19 protein-coding genes are annotated in these 24,423 nt (G+C 74.0%); 6 read left to right on the top strand and 13 right to left on the bottom strand.

Annotated elements, in window-relative coordinates; genetic code table 11:
- Window positions 1–137: 137 nt before the first annotated feature.
- The 3 genes from ACH4SL_RS16960 to ACH4SL_RS16950 all read right to left on the bottom strand — a co-directional run bounded on the left by ACH4SL_RS16960 (window position 138) and on the right by ACH4SL_RS16950 (window position 6,002).
- Entirely contained in the window at window positions 138–3,881 is a 3,744-nt protein-coding gene (locus tag ACH4SL_RS16960; RefSeq protein WP_398446034.1) for a LamG-like jellyroll fold domain-containing protein, read from the bottom strand.
- 423 nt (window positions 3,882–4,304) lie between these two features.
- Entirely contained in the window at window positions 4,305–5,234 is a 930-nt protein-coding gene (locus tag ACH4SL_RS16955) for a transglutaminase-like domain-containing protein (RefSeq protein WP_398446032.1), read from the bottom strand.
- A 117-nt stretch (window positions 5,235–5,351) separates the two neighbouring features.
- The gene (locus tag ACH4SL_RS16950) at window positions 5,352–6,002 is read right to left on the bottom strand and encodes a TetR/AcrR family transcriptional regulator (RefSeq protein ID WP_398446030.1); all 651 of its coding nucleotides are present in this window, start codon (window positions 6,000–6,002) and stop codon (window positions 5,352–5,354) included.
- A 101-nt stretch (window positions 6,003–6,103) separates the two neighbouring features.
- Between ACH4SL_RS16950 and ACH4SL_RS16945 the strand changes: the two genes are divergently transcribed.
- Window positions 6,104–6,868, top strand: coding sequence for an SDR family oxidoreductase (locus ACH4SL_RS16945; RefSeq protein ID WP_398446028.1), 765 nt, complete (start codon window positions 6,104–6,106; stop codon window positions 6,866–6,868).
- Window positions 6,869–6,928: 60 nt separating this feature from the next.
- Here ACH4SL_RS16945 and ACH4SL_RS16940 read toward each other — a convergent pair whose 3' ends face one another.
- Genes ACH4SL_RS16940 through ACH4SL_RS16925 form a run of 4 tightly spaced genes read right to left on the bottom strand, consistent with a single transcriptional unit; the run spans window position 6,929 to window position 9,767 of the window.
- Window positions 6,929–7,264 (bottom strand): helix-turn-helix domain-containing protein, encoded by a 336-nt coding sequence (locus tag ACH4SL_RS16940; protein WP_398446026.1) that lies wholly within the window; start codon window positions 7,262–7,264, stop codon window positions 6,929–6,931.
- Window positions 7,261–7,632, bottom strand: coding sequence for a type II toxin-antitoxin system RelE/ParE family toxin (locus ACH4SL_RS16935; RefSeq protein ID WP_398446024.1), 372 nt, complete (start codon window positions 7,630–7,632; stop codon window positions 7,261–7,263). The genes ACH4SL_RS16940 and ACH4SL_RS16935 overlap by 4 nt, the downstream gene beginning before the upstream one ends.
- Before the next feature lie 51 nt (window positions 7,633–7,683).
- A complete protein-coding gene (locus tag ACH4SL_RS16930; RefSeq protein WP_398446022.1) occupies window positions 7,684–8,370 on the bottom strand; it encodes a LuxR C-terminal-related transcriptional regulator in 687 nt (228 codons plus the stop codon).
- Complete coding sequence (locus ACH4SL_RS16925) at window positions 8,367–9,767, bottom strand: PspC domain-containing protein (protein ID WP_398446020.1); 1,401 nt, start codon at window positions 9,765–9,767, stop codon at window positions 8,367–8,369. The genes ACH4SL_RS16930 and ACH4SL_RS16925 overlap by 4 nt, the downstream gene beginning before the upstream one ends.
- Window positions 9,768–9,934: 167 nt before the next feature.
- On the opposite strand from ACH4SL_RS16925, the gene ACH4SL_RS16920 reads away from it, so the two are divergent.
- The gene (locus tag ACH4SL_RS16920; protein WP_398446018.1) at window positions 9,935–11,509 is read left to right on the top strand and encodes a PspC domain-containing protein; all 1,575 of its coding nucleotides are present in this window, start codon (window positions 9,935–9,937) and stop codon (window positions 11,507–11,509) included.
- Window positions 11,506–11,724, top strand: coding sequence for a hypothetical protein (locus tag ACH4SL_RS16915; protein WP_398446016.1), 219 nt, complete (start codon window positions 11,506–11,508; stop codon window positions 11,722–11,724). Before ACH4SL_RS16920 ends, ACH4SL_RS16915 begins: the two co-directional genes overlap by 4 nt.
- On the opposite strand, the gene ACH4SL_RS16910 is transcribed toward ACH4SL_RS16915, so the two are convergent.
- Both ACH4SL_RS16910 and guaA read right to left on the bottom strand, forming a co-directional pair.
- Window positions 11,672–12,226 carry a DoxX family protein gene (locus ACH4SL_RS16910; RefSeq protein WP_398446014.1) on the bottom strand — a complete coding sequence of 185 codons (555 nt, stop codon included), beginning with the start codon at window positions 12,224–12,226 and terminating at the stop codon, window positions 11,672–11,674. The two genes, ACH4SL_RS16915 and ACH4SL_RS16910, sit on opposite strands and share 53 nt — an antisense overlap.
- Window positions 12,227–12,393: 167 nt before the next feature.
- Window positions 12,394–14,010, bottom strand: a complete 1,617-nt coding sequence (guaA, locus tag ACH4SL_RS16905; protein ID WP_398446012.1) for a glutamine-hydrolyzing GMP synthase — start codon at window positions 14,008–14,010, stop codon at window positions 12,394–12,396.
- A gap of 258 nt (window positions 14,011–14,268) precedes the next feature.
- Between guaA and ACH4SL_RS16900 the strand changes: the two genes are divergently transcribed.
- A complete protein-coding gene (locus tag ACH4SL_RS16900) occupies window positions 14,269–14,550 on the top strand; it encodes a chorismate mutase (protein WP_398446010.1) in 282 nt (93 codons plus the stop codon).
- Between the two features lie 388 nt (window positions 14,551–14,938).
- Here ACH4SL_RS16900 and ACH4SL_RS16895 read toward each other — a convergent pair whose 3' ends face one another.
- Window positions 14,939–16,825, bottom strand: coding sequence for an FAD-dependent oxidoreductase (locus tag ACH4SL_RS16895; RefSeq protein WP_398446008.1), 1,887 nt, complete (start codon window positions 16,823–16,825; stop codon window positions 14,939–14,941).
- 10 nt (window positions 16,826–16,835) lie between these two features.
- A complete protein-coding gene (locus ACH4SL_RS16890) occupies window positions 16,836–18,503 on the bottom strand; it encodes a succinic semialdehyde dehydrogenase (protein WP_398446006.1) in 1,668 nt (555 codons plus the stop codon).
- A gap of 213 nt (window positions 18,504–18,716) precedes the next feature.
- Between ACH4SL_RS16890 and ACH4SL_RS16885 the strand changes: the two genes are divergently transcribed.
- Together ACH4SL_RS16885 and ACH4SL_RS16880 are read left to right on the top strand one after the other, a co-directional pair.
- Window positions 18,717–19,697, top strand: coding sequence for a quinone oxidoreductase family protein (locus ACH4SL_RS16885; protein WP_398446004.1), 981 nt, complete (start codon window positions 18,717–18,719; stop codon window positions 19,695–19,697).
- Between the two features lie 9 nt (window positions 19,698–19,706).
- Window positions 19,707–20,309, top strand: a complete 603-nt coding sequence (locus ACH4SL_RS16880; protein ID WP_398446002.1) for a TetR/AcrR family transcriptional regulator — start codon at window positions 19,707–19,709, stop codon at window positions 20,307–20,309.
- Here the strand turns inward: ACH4SL_RS16880 and ACH4SL_RS16875 are convergent.
- A complete protein-coding gene (locus tag ACH4SL_RS16875) occupies window positions 20,299–21,813 on the bottom strand; it encodes a serine/threonine-protein kinase (RefSeq protein ID WP_398445999.1) in 1,515 nt (504 codons plus the stop codon). The genes ACH4SL_RS16880 and ACH4SL_RS16875 overlap by 11 nt on opposite strands.
- 449 nt (window positions 21,814–22,262) lie before the next feature.
- Window positions 22,263–24,320, bottom strand: a complete 2,058-nt coding sequence (locus tag ACH4SL_RS16870; RefSeq protein ID WP_398445997.1) for a protein tyrosine kinase — start codon at window positions 24,318–24,320, stop codon at window positions 22,263–22,265.
- Window positions 24,321–24,423 lie beyond the last annotated feature (103 nt).

The following is a 24,423-nucleotide window of genomic DNA, read 5'->3' as shown; positions in this document are numbered from 1 at the left end:
TGACCGCGGCCGGCACGGGGAGAAGCCGGTGCCGGCCGCGGTGGGGTGGAGCGGTGGTGCGGACGAGAGGTGGATCAGGTGGAGCGGACGAACCGGGCGGGACGCGGGTGCGGGCCGCCCGGTCGCCGCGCGTGCGGTCAGTCGCCGATGACGGAGCCGATCTGGTCGGGGTCGCTCATCGCGCCCGTCCAGACCCGGACCTCCCCGACGCGGGCGGGCAGGTAGTGGCCCCAGACGCCGGCCACGTAGCCGTCGCCGACCGTGAAGCTCGCGATGCCGGGCTGCGCGGTGTACGCCTGGGTCTCCTGGCCGCTCTCCCCGAGGTAGAGGGTCGCGGTGCCGGTGCCGTCCTGCGCGTCGTACACACCGGTCACCCGGACCGCGCCCTCGCCGTTGGAGGTGTCGCCGATGTCGCCGGCCCCGACCTCGACGGCCGAGGCGGCGCCGGAGAAGCTGCCGTCCGCGTTGATCCGGCCGAACAGCCACCGGCTGGTCGGCACGGTGATGACGTTCAGGTCGTCGTCCAGTGCCGTGGTCCGCCCGGTGAGCTGGTACCACACGCCCCACGACGAGCCGTCCGCCGACCGCTGGCCGACGACCTGCGCGGTGTAGCCGTCCGGCTTGGCGAGCATCGCGTCCTGGTCGATCTGGACGCTGGTGGTGACGGTGAACGAGCCGGTCTCGTCCACCAGCGGCTGCGGCGTGGCGGCCGCGTCGTTGACACCGTCCAGCACGAGCGCGCCGTCGGCGACGGAGGCACCGTTCTGCAGGGCCAGCGCCCGGCCGTAGCCGCTGCCCGCGTCGGCCAGGTCGGCGGTGCCGGTGGCCGCGGGGTCGGGCGACCAGTAGCCGACGTTCTCCACGGCGGGTTTGCCGTTCTCGTCCAGCAGCCGCGCGTCCAGCGCGATCTCCTCGGGCGTGAGCGCGCGCTGCCACACCTCGACCTCGTCGATCCGGCCCTTCCAATATTCCGTCCAGGCCGCCTTGTTGGGGTCGTTGTAGCGGCCGAACTCCAGCGGCCCGTCGCTCGCGCCCGCCTTCGCCCCGGCGGGCAGCGCGACCGGCGCGCCCTGCGGCACCCCGTTGACGTACAGCGCGATGGTGCCCGCGGTCGCGTCGTACGACGCGGCCACGGAGGTCCACTCGTTCGGCACGACGTCGGTGAGGCCGTTCGCGCCGAGCCAGGTCACCTTGCCGCCGGACGGCCAGGTCCACAGGAAGACCCAGCGGTGCACGCCCGGCGAGTAGCGCAGCGTGAAGCTGCTCTTGTCGCTGGAGGTCTGCGACAGCACGGTGTGGTAGTTGTCGGTGTCGGAGAGCCGCACCCACGCGGAGACGGTGAAGGAGTCCTGCGTGTTCACCACCGGGCCCGCGGTGTCGGCGTAGCCGGTCTGCTGGGCGGCCGCGGTGGTGTCGTTGAGCCACAGCGACCGGTCGGCGTCGCCGCGCCGGGCCAGGCTCGACCAGCCGGCGCCCGCGTTGCGCAGCGTCGCCGGGTGCCGGGCACCGGCCTCCATCGCGCTGTCGGCGGCGACCACCGTGCCGCTGCCCGGGGCCCCGTCGTCGAAGTGCCAGCGGCCGATCGCGTCGGCGCCCTCGGCGACCTTGAACGACACGATGGTCTGCGCGCCCCACCGGCCGGTGCCCACGTCGTCCTTGGCGCGCACCTGGAGCTGCTGGGTGCCGGTGAGCTGCGGGGTGATGTGCACCGTCACCGGGCCCGCGCCGCTGATCGTCGACGACCAGCCGCCGCTGGCCAGCTTGTACTGGAAGCCCGACACCTTGTCACCGGAGGCCGCGGCGAAGGTGAAGGCGCCCGCCTGGCCGGGACCGCCCGCCGCCTGGCAGTCGTTGGTGGTGCACGGGGTGTACGGGCCGCCGAAGGTCACCTGCGGCGGCTTCGGCGCGGTGGTGTCGACCTTGAAGTAGCACCAGCCGTGCGTGGTCACGGTGCTGTGGGAGTTGATGTGCGTGCTCTGGTTGTCCTCGTAGGACCAGGTGGAGGCCGCCAGCCGGTAGAGCGTGCCCTCGGTGAGGGTGACCGGGGTCGGGGTCGAGACGGTGGAGTTCGCGCCCGCGAAGTCCGGTGCCATGGGTCTGATCGGTTCGGTGACCACCGACCAGGTGCCGGACGCCGACTGCGCCTGCATCTGGAAGTCCACCCGCAGCTTGGCGGGCGCGCCCGCCGAGGTGCCGCCCGACGCGACCTGGGGCCGCGCGGTCAGCTGCGGGTGCGGGTCGGCGACGACGTCCGGCGCGGAGGCGCTGGGCTCGCAGGAGATGCCGCTGCCCTCCTGGATGCCCGCGTAGGTGGGCGGCACGGGCAGGCCCACGTACGTGACGGTGAGCGTCGCGTCGTTCTTGAAGCGCTTCCACGCCGAGGTGTCGCCCTCGTCGTGCGCCCGCAGCTCCAGGGTGAGCTTGGCGAACTTGCCCGCCGCGAAGTCCCGCACCGTCGGGGTGAGGTTCTCGTCCGACTCCGCCGGGTTGTCCTTGAACTCGATCGGCGCGTCCGGGGTGTCCGGGTCGCAGGACGAGCCGCGGCCCGCCGAGAAGGACTCGTCGACCATCCAGTCCAGTTCCTTGGGGCGGGTGGCCCAGGTCGTGGAGGACGAGATGTTGTTGGTGCGCACCAGGTCGGTCTGCCGGGCCGCGCACTGGAAGGCCCACGGGGACGTCACCCGGAAGGTCGCCGACAGCACCTGCTTGCCCTTGAGATTGCCGGGCGTGAACTGGAAGTACAGCTTCTGCACGTAGCCGGGCCCGCAGTAGTAGCCGTTCCAGCTGCCGCACTTGCCGTCGCCCTCGCCGTTGGTGCCGTTGGCCCAGGCGTAGTCGTCGTAGCCGTCGCTGCGCAGCAGGGTGCGCTCGGGCGAGCCGGAGGAGAGGCTGATGTTGGGGTCGATGTAGAGCGGGTACGCGGCCGGGTCGGTCTGCGCGAGCAGGTGCGCGTCGGGCGTGAGGGCCAGCGCGCCGGCGGACACGGTGACGGGGAGGTCGACCGCGCCCGCGCCGGGCGCCGGGCCGTCCACGGCGGAGTCGGGCGGCGGGTCGGCGGGGGCGGCTTGCTGCGTGGCCTCTTGCGTGGCTTGCGGCGCGGCTTTCTGCGTCGCCGGGGTGGCGGACAGGGTCCGGGCGGCCGCCTGCGGCGTCCCGGCCTGCGCGGCGGGCCCGGTGCCGTGGGAGTCCCACATCTGGGCGGGCGGCGCGGTGAAGAGCTGCGTGCCGTTGTCGTCCACGCCCGCGAGGCCGCCGCCCGCCAGCGGGGCGACGTTCAGGCCGCTGCTGCGCACGCCGAAGGCGAGCCGCTTGAGGTCGGCGTTCGCGGCGGCCTGCGGGGTCTTGACCACCAGCACCTCGCGGTAGCCCTGCACCGACGCCGTCAGCCGCAGGTCCACCCCCGGCAGCACCTCCGGGTAGACGGCGCTGTCGCCGTCGAGCACGGGCTTCGGGAGCGTACCGGGCCAGGTCAGGGAGATGTCCTTGCCCTGGCTGCCGATCGTCACCATCCGCGCCGAACCGCCGCCGGAGAAGGCCAGGTCCACCATCGCGGCCTTGGGCCCGACGCTGCCGTCCGGGCGCCGTACCAGCGTGGCGTCCGGCCGCGTCCAGCCGCCGGACGCGGTGTGCACCCGCACCGGTACGGCGGAGGTCTCCTGGGTGTACGTGTAGCCGTCCGGATTCGCGTAGACGGTGGCGAACTCGGTTCTGTCCTCGGTGACCTCGACGCGCTTGCCGCTCTGCGCGGCCCGCTGCGACGCGGTCCTCGCCGCCGCGCCGCTCCCGGCCGCGGCCTTCTGCCCGCTGTCGGCCACGGCGGGCGCGCCGCCGACCGCCGGCAGCACCGACAGCAGCCCGGCCGCGGCGAGCACCGCGACCACCGGTCCGAGCCTGCCCGCCACCGGCCGGCGGCGGCCTGTTGCACTCCGTTTCACAATACCCACCCAATGAGCGCTGCGAATTTACAAACGGAGCAAGGGAAACACCGCCGACGAGGCACCGTCAATACAAACTTTGCCGTTTGCAATTAGCCGCGAGAAACACCCCCGGTAGGGTTCATTCCACATTAACAAAAGAAGATGGAAGCCTTAATTCCATGCGCTGAAACTATGGAGCACTGAGGGAAGAAAGGTGCTGGAGAGGGGCGATCACCCTGGCCCACGCCCGAAACAGGGTGATCGTCCGGGAAAAGTTTCATCCCGCATGCGCAGGGACTTCGAGCGCTCTCGAATACCCTTCCCGGCGAAGGCGGCAAAGGGTGGGATCCGCCGGGAAGGGGACGCTGCGGAGAAATCCGCCGGCTTTCAGCGCAGGGTGACCGTGGCGGGGCCGCGCAGCGGGGCGAGCGAGCGCACGGTCTGCGGGGTGCGGAGCCCGTCCTCCGTGGCGAAGAGGTCGCGGACGGCCGCGAAATCCGGGTCGGGGCCGGCCGTCACGGCGGCGGCGCGGTCGTAGAGCGGGTCCAGCTCCGCGGGGAATTCCTCGTCCATGAACGTCTCGGCGCTCGTCCCGGAGCCCGCGCCCCAGACGTCCCACAGCAGCGTCTCGACCTTGTTGAGCGCCGAGAGGTCGTAGCGGATGTTGCCCGCGACGAAGCGCTTGCCGAGCATCGGGGTGTCCTCCAGGTCGAGGCCGAAGCTCAGCGGGTCGGCGTCGCCCGCGCGGATCGCCTGCCAGGCCTGGCCGGCGACGATGAAGCGGTCGCGCGGGATGTCCATCGGGTCGAAGCCGTACGCGTAGTGCTCGGGGTCGGTGATCTGCGCGTCGGCCAGCAGCCAGCCGCGCTCGGCGTCCCAGTACTCGGTGGCGACGTGGTCCCAGTGGAAGCCCTTGTCGGAAAAGTACGTGGCGAAGCCCGAGCGCAGCCGGGCGGGTATGCCGAAGTGGCGCAGCAGGGCGACGTGCAGCAGCGTGAAATCCCGGCAGATGCCGACGAAGCGGTCCGACCACGCGCGGCGGCCGGTGAGCGGCCCGGGGTCGCGGGCGGCGACGAGCCCGAGGATGTCGTCGACGTAGCGCGTCTCGGCGTCGTCGCGCATCCGGTCGTCGGCGATGGGTACGCCCCACTGCCCGCCCTCGGCGCGGTGGATCATCAGCCCCCGTACGACCCGGGCGAGCCCGCCGACGTCGCGCGGCAGGTCTGCGAGGAGCCCGGCGTACGCGCCGGGGTCGGACGTCGGGCTCTGCGTCGAGTAGTACGCGGCAGCCTCGGGGGTGAGACGGGGAACGGGCACGGTGGGCCTCCGAAAGGCGCAGGGGTACGGCGGAAGGGTGCGGCGGCCCACCGACGCGCTCGGACGCGGCCGACCGCCGCCCACCGTGCCAAATTTCGCCCGGAAATGTCCAGGGCATTAACTCCCGCCCGCTGCACCCGTCTTCCGGGACGAGACGGGCTCCGGCCAGGCGGCCAGGGCCAGTTCGGCCGTCGCGGCCAGCTCCTGCGCGGTGGCGCCGTCGCGGGCGCGCTGCGACATGCCCTGGAGGACGGCGGCGAAGTAGGCGGCGAGCGACCGGGCGTCGGCCCCCGCGGGCAGCTCCCCGGCCTGCCCGGCGTCGCGCAGCCGGGCCTCGAAGGCATCGATGTTGGCGGTGCGCAGCCCGCACAGGAAGTCCTGCACCTCGGCGTCCTGCGGGCTGACGTTGGTGGCGGCGCTGATCGTCAGACAGCCCGCGGGGTGGCTGGAGCACGCGTAGTTGGCGGCCGCCTCGCGCAGCATGCGGGCGACGGCGGCGCGGCCGGTGGGCTCCTCGGCGAGCGCGCGGCCGAGGAAGGCGCCGGTGGGGGTGCTTCCGTACACCCGGACGACCTCGCGGAAGAGGGCCTTCTTGTCGCCGAAGGCGGCGTAGAGGCTGCCCGGCCTGATGCCCATGGCCTCCGTCAGGTCGCCGATGGAGGTGGCCTCGTAGCCGCGCTCCCAGAACAGCCGGGTCGCCGCGGCGAGCGCCTCGTCGCGGTCGAAGCCGCGGGGGCGGCCGCGCCTGGGGGGTGTCGTGTCGCTCACGCCCCTCATTCTAGAGCGTTCGCTCAAAAAGCGTGCTAGCGTCGGCGTCGTCCATTTGTTGAGTCATCGCTCAACAAATACCGAGCACCAGGAGGGGTCCCATGACGGTCGAAGGCAAGATCGCGCTGGTCACGGGCGGCAGCAGGGGAATCGGCCGGGCCATCGCGGAGCGGCTCGGCCGGGACGGCGCGACCGTCGCGGTCGGCTACGCACGCGACGAGACGGCCGCGCGCGAGGTCGTCGCGCGCATCGCGAAGGACGGCGGCCGGGCGTTCGCGCTGCACGCGGAGCTGGGCACGCACGGCGACGCGGCCCGGCTGTGGGCGGCGTTCGACGAGGGGATACGCGCGTACGCGGACAGCTCCGCGGTCGACATCATCGTCAACAACGCGGGGGTCGGCTACGACAGCGAGCTGGCCGGCATCGACGAGGAGACCTTCGACAAGGTCTACGCGGTGAACGTCCGCGCGCCCTTCTTCATCGTCAAGGAGGCGCTGTCGCGGCTGCGCGACGGCGGCCGGATCGTCAACGTCTCCAGCGGCGCCTCCCGCATCGCCCTGCCGCGCATCATCGCCTACGCGGCCACGAAGGGCGCCCTCGACACCTTCACCCTCAACCTCGCCAAGGAACTCGGCCCGCGCGGCATCACCGCCAACTCCGTGGCCCCCGGCATCATCCACACCGACATCAACGCGTCCTGGCTCCGCGGCAATCCGCAAGCCGAGGCCGAAGCCGCCGCCCTCTCCGCCCTCGGCCGCGTCGGCCAACCCGAGGACGTCGCCGACGTCGTCGCCTTCCTCGCCTCCGACGACGCCCGCTGGGTCACCGGCCGCGTCATCGACGCAACGGGCGGCTCCGGCCTGTAGCGCCCCCGACCCGGAGGGCGCGCCCTCCGGGCTGCCGTTCGCCGCCTGCGCCGGCGCGGCTCAGGCGGCGTGCGTGTCCGCGCCGCGCAGGATGTAGTGGTCGTCCCCGAAGACCGCGGCCACCTGGAGCGTGCCGCCGAGCGCCTCGACGTAGCGGGCGATGACCTCGACGGTCGACACCTCCCCGCGCTCGATCTGCGACACACGGCTCTTCGTGACCGCCATCCGGGCTGCGACGTCGCTCTGCGAAAGCCCCAGGGCGGTGCGGCGCTCGGCGAGGCGGTGACCGTCGACATACGCCTGGTTCCGCCGCCGGGCCTCGGCCACGGCCTCCTCACCCCCCGCGTCGGCGACGACCCCGGCGCGGACGTCGCTCCACTTGGGAAAGTCCGTCATGATGACTCCTCCTCGGCCAGCCGCTCCTTGAGGTAATCCTCGTACAGTTCTTCGGCTCGCGGAATCGCGTGGCGGTACCACCTCGCCCATTCGCCCGACTTGTCGCCGCCCACCAACAGGATCGCCGACCGCCACGGATCGAAGACGAAGAGGACCCGGATCTCCGACCGCCCGGCCGAGCCCGGGCGTAACTCCTTCATGTTGTGGACGTCGGAGCCCGTCACGCGATCGACCAGCGGACGCCCCAGGCCGGGCCCGGCTTCGGCAAGGCGGTCCACCGCATCGACGACCTGCGCACGGGACGCCTCGTCCAGCGACTTGATCCAGGCCAACAGCTCATTGGTGACCCGGATTTCCCACTCGTCCACGCCGAGAGTGTAGCAAATCCTTTACCTCAGGACCCCCGAGTGCGCCCGCGTTCAGACCAGCCGGCGGGCCGTTGCCCAGCGGGTGAGTTCGTGGCGGTTGGAGAGCTGGAGTTTGCGCAGGACCGCGGAGACGTGGGATTCGACGGTCTTCACCGAGATGAAGAGCTGCTTGGCGATCTCCTTGTACGCGTAGCCGCGGGCGATGAGGCGGAGGACCTCGCGTTCGCGCTGGGTGAGGCGGTCGAGGTCCTCGTCGACGGGTGGGGCGTCGGTGGAGGCGAAGGCGTCGAGGACGAAGCCGGCCAGGCGGGGGGAGAAGACGGCGTCGCCGTCGCGGACGCGGAAGATGGAGTCGATGAGGTCGGGGCCGGTGATGGTCTTGGTGACGTAGCCGCGGGCGCCGCCGCGGATGACGCCGATGACGTCCTCGGCCGCGTCGGAGACGGACAGCGCGAGGAAGCGCACGGGCTGGTCGGGATCCGCGGCGAGGGTCGCGCAGCGGCGCAGGACCTCGACGCCGCCGCCGCCGGGGAGGTGGACGTCGAGCAGGACGACCTCCGGGCGGGTCGCGGTGACGACGGCGACCGCCTGGTCGACGTCGGCCGCCTCGCCGACGACCTCCACGCCCGTCTCGTCGGTCGCGCCGATCTCCGCCTGCACGCCGGTGCGGAACATCCGGTGGTCGTCCACCAGCACCACCCGTACGTGGCGGCGCGCGCCGCCCTCGGTGTCCGTCATGTCGTGGCCCTCTCCATCTCCAGTTCGACTTCCGTGCCGCCGCCCGGCGCGGGGCGCAGCCGCGCCTCGCCCCCGTTGCGCCGCATCCGGCCGATGATCGATTCCCTGACGCCCATCCGGTCCTCCGGCACCGCGTCGATGTCGAAACCCGGCCCGTGGTCGCGCACCGACACGAAGACCCTGCCGTCCTCGACCTCCGCGTAGACCTGCACGGCCCCGCCGCCACCGTACTTGGCCGCGTTGACCATGGCCTCGCGCGCGGCCTGCATCGTCGCCACGAGGCGGTCGTCGAGCGGGCAGTCGCCGACGCACACCACCTCGACCGGCACCCCGTGCGCGTCCTCGACCTCGGCCGCGGCGGCGCGTACGGCGTCGGCGAGCGTCGTCGGCTCGTCGTCGCGGCCGGTGCCCTCGGGGCGGTAGAGCCACGCCCGCAGCTCGCGCTCCTGCGCGCGGGCCAGCCGGGACACCTCGCGCGGGTCGTCCGCGTTGCGCTGGATCAGCGTCAGCGTGTGCAGCACCGAGTCGTGGACGTGCGCGGCGACCTCGGCGCGCTCCTGCGCCCGGATACGGGCCAGCCGCTCCGCCGACAGATCCTGCGTCATCCGCACCAGGTACGGGCCCGCGATCAGCGCGACGCCGACCAGCACGGCGAGCGCGGCCTGCAGGATCGCGCCGAGGTGGCTGCCGGAGCCGCGCACCACGATGAAGCCGGTCACGCCCGCGACGACCAGGACGATGCCGCCCGCGGCCCGTACCAGCGGCCAGAAGCGCTTGCCGTGGCTCATCTCGACCCAGCGGGCCTTGCGCGCGTTGTCCGCCTGCCGCCACACCAGGGCGGCGCCCAGGCCGATGACCAGCAGCGGCCACACCGCGCGGTTGGCGACACCGAGGTTGAGGTTGTCGATCAGCACGACCGTGCCGACCGCGAGCGCGATCAGCGCGATGACCTGGCCCTTGTCGGGGCGGCGGCCGGCCAGCCAGGAGCGGGCGTCGCGCGGCTCCTTGGCCTCCGCGACGCCGCCGACACCGAGCGGGACGAAGAACCAGAACACGGCGTAGAGCAGCACGCCGATGCCGTTGAAGGAGGAGAGGGTCAGGAAGAGCACGCGGACCCACAGGACCGGCAGCCCGAGGTGCCCGGCCAGGCCGCGCGCGACGCCGCCGACCCAGCGGCCCTCGGAGCTGCGGTAGAGGCGGCGCGGGGCGGCGGCGGGGTCGGGCGGGTTGAGGAAGGACGCGCCCGAGGGGCCGCCGCCCGCGCCGGAGCGCGCGCCGGGCCCCTTGCCCGTGGCGCCCCCGGTCGTCCCCGCCCCCGCGGCCCCGGCGCCCGTGCTGCGCGCCGCGCCGCCCGGCGGTCCGGTGTGCGCCCCGGCCGGGGCGCTGCTCGCTGACATACCCCCGATCGTCACACGTCCGGCCCCCGCCGGGCATCAGGGTTGACCCCCCAAGGGTCGGCCGGACCACCGGGGCTTGCCCCGGGGCGGGCCCCAGGGTCGGATCAGGGTCCTACCAGGGTCGAGCCGGGTGCCGGGCCGCGCCACGAGCGGCCACCATGGTGCCTATGACGGACGAGCCGACCGACGCCCCCCCGCCCTCCCCCGCGCGGGGCGCCGAGCCGCGCGCCGGCGCGACCCGCGCGGACAGCGCCGCTGCGGGCGGCGCGACGGCCGGCACCGCCCCGGACGGCGACCCCCACGGCAGCACCCGCGCAGACAGCACCGCCGCAGACAGCGACCCCCACGGCAGCACCCGCGCAGACAGCACCGCCTCGGACGGCGACCCCCACGGCAGCACCCGCGCAGACAGCACCGCCCCGGACGGCGACCGCCACGGCAGCACCCGCGCAGACAGCACCGCCGCGGACAGCGACCCCCACGGCCCCGCCGGGCAGCCGGGCGGCGGCCCGGACGGCGCCGGGCGGCCCGCCCGCCCGCGCATCACGCGCAGCCGTGAGCACCGCGTCGTCGCGGGGGTGTGCGACGGGGCCGGGCGCTATTTCGGGCTCGACCCGGTGATCTTCCGGATCGTCCTCGCCGTGCTCGCCCTCACCGGCGGCATCGGCCTGATCGTGTACGGGATGGGCTGGCTCGTCATCCCGCAGGAGGACGAGGAGCAGAGCGAGGCGCACCGGCTGATGTCGGGGCGGATCGAGGGAGCGCCGCTCACCGCCGTGCTCATGACCCTCGTCGGCTGCGGCCTCTACGCCTCGATGCTCGGCAACGCCACCAACCAGGCCTTCTCGCTCGTGCTGCTCTTCGCGACCGCGGGCGCGGTGTACTGGTCGCAGCGCCGCCAGTCCCCCGCCCCGCCGGTGTCCCCGGCGGCCGCGGCGGCGGTGGTGGACGCGCCGCCCGCGGTGGCGCCGCCGCCCGAGCCGGGCCGGCCCTCGTGGTGGCGGGACCCGCTGACGAAGGAGCCGCCGCGGTATCTGTGGGGCCCGGACGACGGGCCGTACGGCGACGAGGACCGCGCGGCGTGGCGGGACCGCAAGAAGGCGGTACGGGCGGCCCACCGGTCGTGGCCCTTCTCGCTCGCGGTCTTCCTGCTGGCGGTGACCGCGCTCGGCGTCGGCACGGGCGTGTCGTGGCCTTACCAGCCCGCGGCGGTCAGCGCGGAGATCGGCCTGGCGTCGGCGCTCGCCGTGCTGGGCACGGCCTTCGTCGTCGCGTCCTTCGCGGGACGCGCCCGGGGCGGCACCGTCGTCTGGTCGGTGCTGACGCTCGGCGCGCTCGTCGGCGTGACGGCGCTGCCCACCGCGGGCGGCCCCGGCGTCGGCACGACGACCTGGCGCCCCGCGGACGCCGCCCAGGTGCGGCCGCTGTACGAGCGCGGCACCGGCCGCGGCCTGCTGGACCTGTCGGGCCTGGCGCTGCCCGCGGGCACGACGGTCGCCATGCACGTCAAGGTGGGCGCGGGCCAGGCGGAGGTGCATCTGCCGAAGGACGCGACGGTGGTGCTCGACTACGACCTGGGCCTGGCCGAGCTGGTCGTGCCGGACAAGGTCAACCACGGGGTGCGCATCCAGTCGGACGAGCACGGCACGCTGACGCTGCGCCCGGCGGCGGGCGTCCCCGCGCACGGAACGGTCGATCTCCACGTCGAGGTGGGCGTGGGCCAGCTGAAGGTGGTCAGGTGAGAAGGCACCGGTTCGAACCCGCGGCCCTGGTGTTGGGCCTGGCGCTCTGCACCCTCGCGGTCTTCTTCCTGCTGGACGCGGGCGGCGTGTGGCACCTGACGTGGCACACCGCCGCCTTCCTGGCGGCCGGCGGCCTGGTGCTGGCCGCCGCCACCGGCGTCCTCACGCAGGCGGTGCGGACCGTACGGGCCCGCTCGCGCCGGGGGCGCGCGTGACCTCGGGGGCGCCCGGCGCATCCGCCGCGCGCCCCCGGCGTACGGCGAGCAGCCGGTCGGCCGACAGCACGGGCGCCCCGGCGAGCACCAGCGGCAGCCAGGCCATGAGGTAGGCGAGGTCGTTGCCGTAGTAGTACGGCGTGGTGGGCCAGCTCACGGTGAGCCACAGGCTCAGCGAGATGAGCGCCCCGCCCGCGGCGGCGACCCGCCCGAACAGCCCGGCGAGCGTCCCGAGCCCCACGGCGATCTCCCCCAGCGCGATGGCGTACCCGAAGCCGTGCGGCGCCTTGAGCGCGAGGTCGACCAGGCCGGGGATCGCGGCGGTGTCGTGCGAGGAGTGCAGGATCTGCAGCAGCGACCCGTTGGCGCTGTCGGTGAAGAAGCTGTCGCTGGTCAGCTTGTCCAGCCCGGCGTACACGAACGTCACCCCGAGGAACACCCGCAGCGGCAACAGCGCGTACCGCCCGGCGACCTCCCGCCACCTCTCGACCGTCTCCCGCATGGTCCTCCGCCTCTCCCGCCACACACCACGTACCGCGGAAGCGTTTCTTCCGCCCTGTCTGCGTCAGACAGTCATACGTACACCAGCCCGCTGTGTCTCACCGCGGAGGGCACAAAAAGATCCCGGCGGCCGTGCGGCCGCCGGGATCCTCCGGAGTGTGCGGGAGGTCACTCCCACTCGATGGTGCCCGGCGGCTTGCTCGTGATGTCCAGGACGACGCGGTTGACGTCGCGGACCTCGTTGGTGATGCGGGTGGAGATACGGGACAGCACGTCGTACGGCAGGCGCGACCAGTCCGCCGTCATCGCGTCCTCGGAGGAGACCGGGCGCAGCACAATCGGGTGGCCGTACGTGCGGCCGTCGCCCTGGACGCCGACGGAGCGGACGTCGGCGAGGAGGACGACGGGGCACTGCCAGATCTCGCGGTCCAGGCCCGCCGCGGTCAGCTCCTCGCGGGCGATCGCGTCGGCCTCGCGCAGCAGCTCCAGCCGCTCCCGGGTGACCTCGCCGACGATGCGGATGCCCAGGCCGGGGCCGGGGAAGGGCTGGCGCTGGACGATCTCCTCGGGCAGGCCCAGCTCCTGGCCGACCATCCGGACCTCGTCCTTGAAGAGCTGCCGCAGCGGCTCGACGAGCCGGAACTCCAGATCCTCGGGGAGGCCGCCGACGTTGTGGTGCGACTTGATGTTGGCGGTGCCCGTGCCGCCGCCGGACTCGACGATGTCGGGGTAGAGGGTGCCCTGGACCAGGAACTCCACCGGGTGGTCGTCCGGCGCCTCGGCGACGATCTCGGCCTGCGCCTGCTCGAAGACCCGGATGAACTCCCGGCCGATGATCTTGCGCTTCTGCTCGGGGTCGGACACCCCGGCGAGCGCGTTCAGGAAGCGCTCGGAGGCGTCGACGACCCGCAGCTGCACGCCCGTCGCGGCGACGAAGTCCTTCTCGACCTGCTCCGTCTCACCCTTGCGCATGAGGCCGTGGTCGACGTAGACGCAGGTCAGCTGGCTGCCGATGGCGCGCTGGACGAGGGCCGCGGCGACCGCGGAGTCCACGCCGCCGGACAGGCCGCAGATGGCGCGGCTGCTGCCGACCTGCGCGCGGATCGCGGCGACCTGCTCCTCGACGACGTTCTCCGCCGTCCACGTCGGGGCCAGGCCCGCGCCGCGGTAGAGGAAGTGCTCCAGGATCTGCTGGCCGTGCGTACTGTGCAGCACCTCGGGGTGGTACTGGACGCCGTAGAGCCGCTTCTCGTCGTTCTCGAACGCCGCGACCGGCACGAAGTCGGTGGACGCGGTGACGGTGAAGCCCTCGGGCGCGGCCGAGCACGCGTCGCCGTGCGACATCCACACCGACTGCTCGGCGGGGGTGCCCTCGAAGAGCGTCGAACCGGGCCGCGACACGCTCAGCGCGGTGCGCCCGTACTCGCGCGCCCCGGTGTTGTCGACCGTGCCGCCCAGCGTGGTGGCCATGATCTGGAAGCCGTAGCACATGCCGAAGACCGGGACACCGGCCTCGAACAGCGCCGGATCCAGCGTGGGCGCGCCCGGCTCGTAGACGGACGAGGGGCCGCCGGAGAGTATGACGGCCTTGGGGCGCTTGGCGAGCATCTCCTCGACCGGCATGGTCGACGGGACGATCTCGCTGTAGACCCTGGCCTCGCGCACCCGGCGGGCGATGAGCTGGGCGTACTGCGCCCCGAAGTCGACGACGAGGACCGTGTCGTTCTCGGGCGTCAGTTCGTCGGTCCTGGGCGTCTCGGTGTTCGCGGGGGTCGCTGGTGCCACGTGCTGCCTTCCGGCGGTCTGCGAGGGGGGGTCGATCTCCGATTCTACCGCCGCTACACTCACCCCCATGACCGCGCACACCTTCGCGTTTACCTATGGCAACCGGCCCGGCCGGCTGCCATGGTCGCGTCGCGTGTGCCGCTGACACCGCGACATCCAGGCGCCCCGGGCTCACCGCCCGGGGCGTCTGCCGTTTCCCGGGCGGGACGGCACCGCGGCTCCCGGAGGTCCACCACCGACCGGACCCGAGGAGCAGACATGACCACACCGGCACCGCAGCAGCAGGACGCCCCCACACCCGACGAGGTGATCGCGGCGAACCGGGCGCGTATCGACGACCTGGACGCGCGCATTATCGCCCTGGTCGAGGAGCGCGTGGCGGCGTCGCGCGCCGTCCAGCAGGCGCGGATGGGCGCCGGGGGGCGGCGCGTGCACCTGGCGCGCGAGATGGAGATCCTGCGCACGTACGGCGACGCGCTCGGCCGGCCCGGCACCTCGGTCGCGATGACGCTGCTGGAGCTGTGCCGCGGCACGGTGTGAGACGGCCGGGCGCGCCGGGACAACGCGCGGGCGGCCGCGACCCTTTCGGGGGGCATCACCCGAACGGCACGTGACCGCCCCGCGGCGCCTTCGTTGGAGGTGGTGTCCGTGCCAGCCAGGGGCGGTCACCAGCACCACGCGTGGAAGTGGACACCGCCCAGACGCAGCTGGGCGGGGTGTGGCCGGTGCGATGAGGCGGCGCAGGGATGCGCCGCCGTGGGACCTCGCACCGGCAGCGAGTGACCGGACGGCAGGGGACAGCAGCCCGGTCACGACTCCAAGGAGGCGGTCGGCTCCGGGGACGCCCGGGACCGGCCGCTCTGCGAGCTTTGCACCGAGAGCACCGTAACGCACACATTACCGTGCGTACAGGCGCGTTCGGTGCTCTTCACCGGGAAGAGGGGCCTTCCGCGTCGTCCGCGGCGGCTCCGGGAGCCCCCTCGTCCCCCGGAGCCGTGCTCCCGGTGTCCCTGCGCGGCACCACCGGGACGGGCAGCAGCGGCAGCCGCAGCGCGCCGAAGGCGCCGTCCGGCACCGCCGGGGCGGCCGGCGGCACGGCCGGGATCTCGCGGTAGGTCTCGCCCTGCGCCGGACGCGGGTCCGGCTCGCCCTTGTTGGGCCACAGCGACATCGCGCGCTCGGCCTGCGCGGTGATGGTCAGCGACGGGTTGACGCCGAGGTTCGCCGACACCGCGGCGCCGTCCACGACATGGATGCCCGGGTGGCCGAACAGCCGGTGGTAGGGGTCGATGACACCGTGCTCGGCGTCCTCGCCGATCGGGCAGCCGCCGAGGAAGTGCGCGGTCATCGGGCGGTTGACGGCCTCGCCGATGTTGCTGCCCGCGAAGCCGTTGATCTGCTCGGCGATGAGCCCCGCGGCCCGCGCGCCCTCGGGGATGTGCACGGGGTTGGGCTCGCCGTGGCCCTGCCGGGCGGTCAGCAGGCCCTTGCCCGGGCCGCGCTTCTTGCGGTACGTGGCAAGGGAGTTGTCGCTGGTCTGCATGACCAGGCCGATGATGGTGCGCTCCGACCAGCGCCGGTTGGACAGCGACCGCACCGCGAGCAGCGGGTGCCGCAGGTACGCGCCGGCGAACTCCGCCCAGCGCGGCAGCTTTCCGCGGTGCGGCGCGGCCAGGATCGAGAAGGAGCCCATGGAGTTGGAGCCGCGGCCGTAGCGGACCGGCTCGATGTGGGTGTGGTCGTTGGGGTGGACGGACGAGGTGATCGCCACGCCGCGGGTGAAGTCCGGTGCGCGGCCCGGGTTCTTCTTCCGGTAGCGGCGCGGCGAGGTCTGCGCGCCCACCAGGGCCTCGGAGTTGGTGCGGGTCAGCTCTCCGAGCCGCGGCGACAGGGCGGGCAGCCGGCCGGTGTCGCGCATGGTGTGCAGCAGCGTCTGCGTCCCGTACGTGCCCGCCGCGACGACGACCTGGCGGGCGCGCAGGGTGGTGCGGGCGCCCTTGCGGCGGCGGTCGGTGGGCACGGTCGTGACCCGGTAGCCCCCGGCCGCCTCCTCGGTGAGGCCGACGACGGTGGTCATGGGGTGGACGGTGGCGCCGGCCCGCTCGGCCAGGTGCAGGTAGTTCTCGTTGAGGGTGTTCTTCGCGCCGTGCCGGCAGCCGGTCATGCACTCCCCGCACTCGGTGCAGGCGCGCCGGGAGGGCCCCGCGCCGCCGAAGTACGGGTCGGGCACCTCCTCGCCGGGGGCGGCCTTGGCGGCGCCGTCGGCGTCGGCGCCGTCGCCGAAGAAGACGCCGACCGGGGCGAGGTGGAAGGTGTCGCCGACGCCCATCTCCTGGGCCGCGGCCTTCAGATGCTCGTCGGAGGGCGTCATGGTGGGGTTGAGCCGCACCCCGAGCATGCGCCTCGCCTGGTCGTAGTACGGCTCCAACTCCCGCTGCCAGTCGGTGATGCGGCCCCACTGGCGGTCCTGGAAGAAGGCGGCGGGCGGCACGTAGAGGGTGTTGGCGTAGTTGAGCGAGCCGCCGCCGACGCCCGCGCCCGCGAGGACCAGGACGTTGCCGAGGACGTGGATGCGCTGGATGCCGTAGAGGCCGAGCGCGGGCGCCCACAGGTAGTTGCGCAGGTCCCAGGAATTCCTGGGCAGTTCGCCGCGTGCGAAGCGGCGGCCGGCCTCCAGCACGCCGACCGAGTAGCCCTTCTCCGTCAGCCGCAGCGCGGCGACGGAACCGCCGAAACCGGAGCCGATCACGACGACGTCGTAGTCGAAGCCGTCGTCCGCCTCGCGGTAGCCGCGGGGCTCGCCTTCCGCTGTCACAAGCGCCTCCTCAGCGCATCCGGAGCGTCTTCATCAGCCGCAGCGAACGGCTCAGGAAAGCCGCGTACTTCTCGTCGTCCATGCCGAGGGCAGGACCGAGCGGCAGCAGCCGCTGGGTGGCGACGGTCTGCGCCTCGGTGTATTTGAGGATGCCCTCCGAGCCGTGCCGGCGGCCCAGCCCGGAGTCCTTCATGCCGCCCATCGGGGCGCGCACGCTGCCGTAGGCGGCGGCGTAGGCCTCGTTGACGTTGACCGTGCCGGAACGCAGCCGCGCGGCGATCCGGGCGCCGCGCCGTACGTCCTTGGTCCAGACGCTCGAATTGAGGCCGTACGGCGTGGCGTTGGCGCGCTCGACCGCCTCGTCCTCGTCCCGGAAGCGGTAGACGGACACGACGGGCCCGAAGGTCTCCTCGGTGCAGACGGCCATCGGCGCCTCGACGCCGTCCAGGATCGTCGGCTCGTAGACGTACGGGCCGACGTCCGGCCGGGCGCGGCCGCCGGCCAGCACACGGGCGCCCTTCTCCCGGGCCTCCTCCACGTGCCGCGTGACGACGTCGAGTTGGGCCGGTCCGGCGAGCGAGCCCATGCCCGCGCCGTACGCGAGCGCGGTGCCGAGCTTCAGTGCCTTCGTGCGGGCGGCGAAGCGCTCCAGGAAGGCGTCGGCGACCGAACTGTCCACGTACAGCCGCTCGATGGAGATGCACAGCTGGCCCGCGGAGGCGAAGCACGCGCGTACCGCGCCCTCGGCGGCCTTGTCGAGGTCGGCGTCGCGCAGCACCAGCAGGGCGTTCTTGCCGCCGAGTTCGAGGCTCGCGCCGACCAGCCGGTCGGCGGCGCGCCGGGCGACCTCGCGGCCGGTGCGGGTGGAACCGGTGAAGGACACGTAGTCGGCGTGCTCGACGACGGCGGGCCCGACGACCGGGCCCTCCCCGATCACGATCTGCCACACGCCCTCGGGCAGGCCCGCCTCGATCAGCTGCTCGCGCGCCCACAGGGCGGTCAGCGCGGTCTCGGTGTCCGGCTTGGTGACGAGCGCGTTGCCCGCGACGAGGGCGGGCAGCGCGTCGCCGACCGACAGCTCCAGCGGGTAGTTCCAGGGCGAGATCTGCCCGACGACCCCGCGCGGCTGGCGCAGCTCGACCGTGCGGGTCAGCACCGGGATCGCGCCCTGGTGGCGCCGGGCGGCGAGGTAGGACGGGGCCTTGAGCCCGTAGTGCCGCGCCGCCATCGCGACGACCTGCACCTCCTCGTGCGCGTGCAGCCGGGCCTTGCCGGTCTCGACCTGGATCAGGTCCAGCGCCTCGGCCTGGCGGGCGAGGACGAGGTCGTGGAAGCGCAGCAGGACCGCGGCCCGGCGCTTCGCCGGAAGGGCCGCCCACTGCGGCTGGGCCGCGCGCGCCCGGCGGAAGGCCTCGGCGACGTCGTCGGGCGTGGCCTCGGGGAGCAAGGCCAGCTCCTCGCCGGTGAGCGGGGTGTGGCTCGCGGTGCGCCCGGCGCCGGGCAGGCCGCGGGTGAGGCGGGCGACGAGGTCGGGCGTGACGACGTCCGCGGGGCCGCGGGTGCCGCGGGGCAGCACCGGGTTGCCGCTCTCGGGGGCTTCGGCGGTCGCGGTGGCGGTGGGGGCCCCGGACGCGGCGGCGTCCGCGCTGCTCGGGGTCGGCTGCGGCTTTTCCGTCATGCCGGTGAGGTTACGGCGCGGGGCCCGGTGTGGCTACCCATGAGTAGCCACTTTCTACCGGCGGTAACACCTTTGGCGGACGCCTGGCCGCCCCCGGCGGCGGCCCGCACAGAACTGGACTTGCCGGTCCATTTTTCACTTCCTACCGTCGAAGACATCCCCGCAAGCGGGCCCCCGGACATCCCCCGGGCCCCTCCGGAAAGGAATCAGCCCATGCGCGCGATCCGCGTCGAGCAGCACGGCGGCCCCGAGGTCATGGACGTCGCCGACATCCCCGAGCCCGTCCCCGGCCCCGGCCAGGCCCTGGTCAAGGTCGCCGTGGCGGGCGTGAACTACATGGACGTCGGCGCCCGGCAGGTCGGCGGGCCCGGCTGGGCGCCGCCCTTCCTGCTCGGCGTCGAGGGCGCGGGCGAGGTCGTCGCGCTCGGCGAAGGCGCCGCCACCGCCGACGGGCCCGAGGGCCTCGCGGTCGGCGACCGGGTCGCCTGGTTCTACCACCCCGGCAGCTACGCCCAGCTCGCCGCGATCCCCGTCACGTCCCTCGTCCGGGTGCCGGACGGCGTCGACGACGAGACCGCCGCCGCCGTCATGATGCAGGGCCTGACCGCCAACCACTTCACGACCGAGACCTACGCCGTACGCCCCGGCGACACCGCCGTCGTGCACGCGGCGGCCGGCGGCGTCGGGCGCCTGCTCACCCAGATGGTCAAGGCCCGCGGCGGCAGCGTCATCGGCCTGGTCTCCCGCGAGGACAAGGCCCCCGTCGCGAAGGAGGCCGGCGCCGACCACGTCCTGGTGTGGTCCGGCGGCGGCTTCGAGGACCGCGTCCGCGAGCTGACCGGTGGCGAGGGCGCGCACGTCGTCTACGACGGCTCCGGCACCGCGACCTTCCGCTCCTCCCAGCTCGCCCTGCGCCCGCACGGCGTGCACGCCTACTACGGGCCCTTCATGGGCGTCCCGTCCTTCGCCGTGACGGACCTGCCCAACAGCATCCTGCTCAGCTACCCCATGGTGCAGCACCACGTCCGCACCCCCGAGGCGCTGCGGCGCCGCAGCGCGGAGGTCTTCGCGATGCTCGCGGAGGGCAAGATCGGGGTACGTGTCGGCGGGCGGTACGCGCTCGCCGAGGCCGCGGCCGCGCACACCGACCTGGAGTCGCGCCGCACCACCGGCAAGCTGCTGCTGATCCCGTAGGAGGCCCGTGTGAAGCTGACCAGCAGGGGTGCGGCCACCCGCGACCGCATCCTGGAGGGCGCCGCCGCCGAGATCCGCCGCCAGGGCGTCTTCTCGGTGACGCTGGACGACGTGCTCGCCGCCACCGCCACCAGCAAGAGCCAGCTCTTCCACTACTTCCCCGGCGGCAAGGAGGAGCTGTTCCTCGCCGTCGCCCGGTACGAGGCCGACCGCGTGCTCGCCGACCAGCAGCCGGAGCTGAGCACGCTCACCTCCTGGGAGGCGTGGCAGGCCTGGCGGGACAAGGTCGTCGGCCACTACCGGACGCAGGGCCAGGACTGCCCGCTGAGCATCGCCGTCTCGCAGGCGGGCCGCTCCACGCCCGCCACGCAGGCGGTCGTCGCCGAGCTGATGCAGCACTGGCAGTCCGCGCTCGCGGTGGGCGTCGCCCACATGCGGGCGGCCGGCCGCACCGCGCCCGACCTCGACCCGGAGCGCGTCGCCGCCGCGCTGCTCGCCGCGATCCAGGGCGGGGTGCTGATCCTCATGTCGACCGGCAGCATCGGGCACCTGGAGGCCGCGCTCGACGAGGGCATCGCCGCATTGCGCCGCGGCGCGCCCGTCACGGCGTGAACGTCCGGCGGGCGGTGTCGAAGAGCGACCTGGTCTCCTCGGTCCGGTCCAGCGGACCGGAGAGCCACACGTCGTACATCCGCCCGTCCTGCACCCAGCACAGGTCGAAGGTGCGCCTCGCGCCCTTCCCGTCGGCGAAACCGTCGTAGGTGAACTCCCACAGCGCGGCGTCCGCGCCGTTCTGCGTGGTACGCGTCACCACGCCGTCCCGGTAGCCCTGGTACGGGGGCTTCGGCCCGCGGGCCGCGACGTCCTGACCGTGCATCACGTCGTACGCCGTGCCCTTGCCCGGCGGCTGTATGCGCTGCCCGAAGCGGAAGGCGTGGTCCGCGGACCAGTAGTAGACGCGCGGCGGGACCTCCTGCCGGACCCACCCGTCCGGGAGGGCGACCGACCAGCCGTGCTTGTCGGTCACGGTGCGGAAGCCCGCCGGGAGCGGGGAGGCGGTCGGCGTCGGCGTCGTGGCGGCCGGTGACGGCGACGCCGTGGTGGCCGGGGGCGCGGTGGCGGCCTGGCCGCCGCGGTCGCCGTCGCTCCCCCGCAGGACGACGAGCGCGGCGGTGCCGCCCGCCACCACGGCGACCAGCACCACCACCGCGAGCCCCGCCAGTATCCGGCGGCGCCGCCCGGCCCCGCGCTGCGCGCGCTCGCCGCCGCCCGCCCGGGCCTTCGGCACGGCCGGCACGGTGGGCGGGGTCGGCGGCTCGATGCCCGCCTCCGCGTACGCCACCAGCACCGTCCGCACGTCCGCGGCCGCCATCCGGCGCGCCGGATCCCGCTCCAGCAGCCCCCGTACGACCGGCAGCAGCGGGCCCACCGCCTCCGGCGGGCGGATGTCCGCGAACGCCACGGCGTGCACGATCTCCGCCACCGACTCGCCCCGGAAGGGCGAATGCCCCTCCACCGCCGCGCACAGCAGCGCCCCCAGCGACCACAGGTCCGACTCCGGCCCCGCCGCCTGGTTCGGATCCATCCGCTCCGGCGCGGTGTACTCGGGCGAGCCCACGAAGGCGCCCGTCTCGCTGACCGTGTCGCTGCCCGGCACCCGGGCGATACCGAAGTCCGTGAGCACGACGCGGCCGGTCGTACGGTCGAGCAGCACGTTCGCGGGCTTCACGTCACGGTGCTGGATGCCGTGCTCGTGTGCCGCGAGCAGCGCGCCCGCGACCGCCGCGCCCACCCGCGCGGCCTCGCGCGGCGGGAGCGGGCCGTCCTCCCGCAGGACCTCCGCGAGCGAGCGGCCGTCGACCAGCTCCATCACGATCCACGGGCGGCCGTCCTGCTCCACGACGTCGTACACGAGGACCACGTTCGGATGCCGGATCCGGGCGAGGCCCCGCGCCTCGCGCAGCGCGCGCTGCTCGCCGTCGGCAAGGTGCAGTTCCTTGACGGCCACCGTGCGGTGGAGCAGTTCGTCTGTCGCCGCCCAGACGGTGCCCATGCCGCCGCGGCCCAGGCGCGCGCCCAGCCGATACCTCTCCGCGACGACCCGGTCCGTTCCCATGCCCCCTCCGGACGCTCCCCCGCCCCCAACCTCCGGACCCTATCGGCTTCCCGCCGCGGGGGTGCCCGCGCCTAACGGCGCGGGGTTCTCCCACCCTCCCCCAGACTCCGTCCGGGGGTGCCCCCATGACCCGTGCAGGTAAGACGTCGTCTGACGGTCCTCCTGTGGGGCTCAACCACCGTCGGCGGCGAGCCCGCCGTACAACCTGGAGGGGGACGGTGCGGGGTGCCCCCGCAGGAATGCGCTTCCCCGTACCTCACCAACACGTAAGAGGGCGAACGCGCATTCCGAGGAGGTGCCCCGTGCCGTCCCCCGACCCCACCGCCGGGCCGCCGCGAAGGGGCGCGAGGAACTGCGCGAGCAACCCACCACCGGCAGAAGGTCGCGCGGACCACCGCAAGAGGCACCCCGGAGCGGCACCGCCCAAAGCATGGGCACCCGGCGGGGCGCTAGCCCGCAGTGTACGTTTCGACGACCTTGTCGAAAGCCCGCTGCACAGCGGCCCGCTGCGCATCGGGCCCGTAGACGAGCACCACGTGATACCGCCCCGCGATCTGGATCGCCAGATTCCGCGCGTAGACGGACTGCTGGTTCGCGTCCCGCCACGTGTACTCGCCCTCGGCGGCAGTGTGACCGTGGACGTTCACGGTCTGAAGGCCCGACGCCGAGGACCAGGACGATGCGCGGAAGTCCGCGAGCTCGGGCTCGACGAGCTGGTAGGCCAGCGGATCCTGCGCGTCGCCGGTGGCTTTGTCGCGGCCGGGCACGACGGTCATCGTGAGGTCGCTGCCGGTGTAGCGGACCTGGTCCTTGCCGTTCTTGCCGGCGCGCTGCCAGCCGGTGTGGACGGCGACGGTGAAGCCCGCGGGGTCGGTGCGCAGGGCGAAGTCGGGCCCGAGGTCGGGGGGCGCGGCGGGCGGCGGGGCCGCGCTGGTGGGCGCCTTGGAGGCGGGAGCGGAGTGCGAGGCAGAGGCAGAAGCAGACGCGGACGCGGAAGGCTTCTTCCCCCCCGAGCCGCCGGACCCGGAACCGGGCATCTGCGCCGGCACCGTCCGGTCGCCGTTCGAGCCGTCGGAGGACGTGTCGCGGTGCGGCATCAGCAGCACGACGGCGACGGCGGCCACGACGATCAGCGCGAGCAGGACGACCAGCAGCCGCAGCCCGAGGCGGCGCGGCGAGGAAGCCCCGTCGGCGGCGGGGCGGGAGGAGACGACCTGCTCGTGCAGGAAGTGCGCCTGCTCCGCGCGCGGCGCGCGCTCGCGGCGGGGCGGGCGCACCGGCCGCGCCGCCTTCGCCTGCTTGCCGCGGGCGTGGCGGCGGTGCTGGAGCCCGCCGGGGTCGGCGGATTCGCGGCGGCGGCGCCGTACCAGTTCGCCCTTGCGGCGTTTGACGGGCAGCTTCGCGGGGTCGGCCGGGACGAAGACGGTGTGCTCGCCGAGGTCGGGCTCGGGCGCGGAGCGGATGAGGGAGCGCAGCCAGCCGCCCAGCTCCTCGGCCTCGGGGCGCTCCTCGGGATCGGGCCGGAGCAGCGATTCGACGAGCGGGCGCAGCGCCCCGCACTCCTCGGCGAAGGCGGGCGGCTCGGAGCAGACCATCTGGACGAGTTCGGCGGCGTTCTCCTCCGGGTAGGGCGGGTGGCCCTGGACGGAGCGGAAGAGGAGCGCGCCGAGCGCCCACAGGTCGGCGGGCGGGCCGACGGGCGGCGAGAGCTGCCACTTCTCGTGGACGGGGTGGGCCTGTTCAGGCGCCCAGCGCTCGGTGACGGCGCCGACGACGGTGATGCGGTTCTGCCGCGCCCGTTCGGCCTCCAGCGCGGAGCGCGGCCCGTGCCAGGCGGCGGCGTCGGGAGCGGGATCCGTCCCGGCGTCGGGCCCGTCGGAGCCCTCCTCCGCGGGGCCGCCAGTCATAGCCGGGACGGGCTCGGCGTCGGCCTCGGGCAGCGTGTCGTAGCCGCACAGCGCCTCCTGAGCGGCGCCCGCGGCGAGGCCGCCGAGCATGGCGCGGCCGTCGTCGCACACCAGCACCGTGCTGGCGGTGACGTTGCGGTGCGTCCAGCCGTCGGCGTGCAGCGCGCGCAGCGCGGTGAGGACGTCGGAGGCGATCTCGGCGGCGCGGTAGGCGTCGATGGGGCGTTCGGCGAGTAACGCGGCGAGCGGCCGGCCGGACACCAGTTCGCTCGCGATCCAGAGGCTGCCGCCCTCGACGAAGATGTCGAAGACCTGCACCAGGCGCGGGTGGTCGGGGATCGCGGCGGCGGCGCGGGCGGCCTCCAGGGCGCGCCGGGCGCTCTCGCCGAGCGCGCCGCCCCCTTCGCCGAAGCCGTAGCCGTAACCGCCGTAGGCGCCGTCGTCGTCGCCGACGACCTCGGGCAGCAGCACCTGGCGGACCAGGACCTCCTGGCCGCTGTACGTGTCGAAGGCGCGCGTCTCGACGAGCTCGAACTCGTCCGCGGGCGGCCTGGGCAGCCGGTAGCGGTCGGCGAGCACCCGCCCCGCGTATTCGTCCACGGTGCCCCCTCCCTGGCCCGGTCGACTGCGGTCCTTCCGCGCGCCGAACCGGTCGCGTCCGGCCCTCATCCGGCTGCGGACGGTTCGTGCACCCTTACCATAC

This window comes from Streptomyces sp. NPDC021020 (assembly GCF_044333285.1).
Taxonomy (GTDB): Bacteria; Actinomycetota; Actinomycetes; order Streptomycetales; family Streptomycetaceae; genus Actinacidiphila.
This window is presented reverse-complemented; position numbering and strand designations above follow the sequence as displayed.

Bases quoted from the DNA above. Each gene is read 5' to 3' on its own strand.
- ACH4SL_RS16945 (WP_398446028.1), top strand. From the start codon at position 6,104: ATGACGGTCGAAGGCAAGATCGCGCTGGTCACGGGCGGCAGCAGGGGA.
- ACH4SL_RS16910 (WP_398446014.1), bottom strand. From the start codon at position 12,226: ATGCGGGAGACGGTCGAGAGGTGGCGGGAGGTCGCCGGGCGGTACGCG.
- ACH4SL_RS16925 (WP_398446020.1), bottom strand. From the start codon at position 9,767: ATGTCAGCGAGCAGCGCCCCGGCCGGGGCGCACACCGGACCGCCGGGC.
- ACH4SL_RS16920 (WP_398446018.1), top strand. From the start codon at position 9,935: ATGACGGACGAGCCGACCGACGCCCCCCCGCCCTCCCCCGCGCGGGGC.
- ACH4SL_RS16900 (WP_398446010.1), top strand. From the start codon at position 14,269: ATGACCACACCGGCACCGCAGCAGCAGGACGCCCCCACACCCGACGAG.
- ACH4SL_RS16930 (WP_398446022.1), bottom strand. From the start codon at position 8,370: ATGACGGACACCGAGGGCGGCGCGCGCCGCCACGTACGGGTGGTGCTG.
- ACH4SL_RS16890 (WP_398446006.1), bottom strand. From the start codon at position 18,503: ATGACGGAAAAGCCGCAGCCGACCCCGAGCAGCGCGGACGCCGCCGCG.
- ACH4SL_RS16875 (WP_398445999.1), bottom strand. From the start codon at position 21,813: ATGGGAACGGACCGGGTCGTCGCGGAGAGGTATCGGCTGGGCGCGCGC.
- ACH4SL_RS16885 (WP_398446004.1), top strand. From the start codon at position 18,717: ATGCGCGCGATCCGCGTCGAGCAGCACGGCGGCCCCGAGGTCATGGAC.
- ACH4SL_RS16940 (WP_398446026.1), bottom strand. From the start codon at position 7,264: ATGACGGACTTTCCCAAGTGGAGCGACGTCCGCGCCGGGGTCGTCGCC.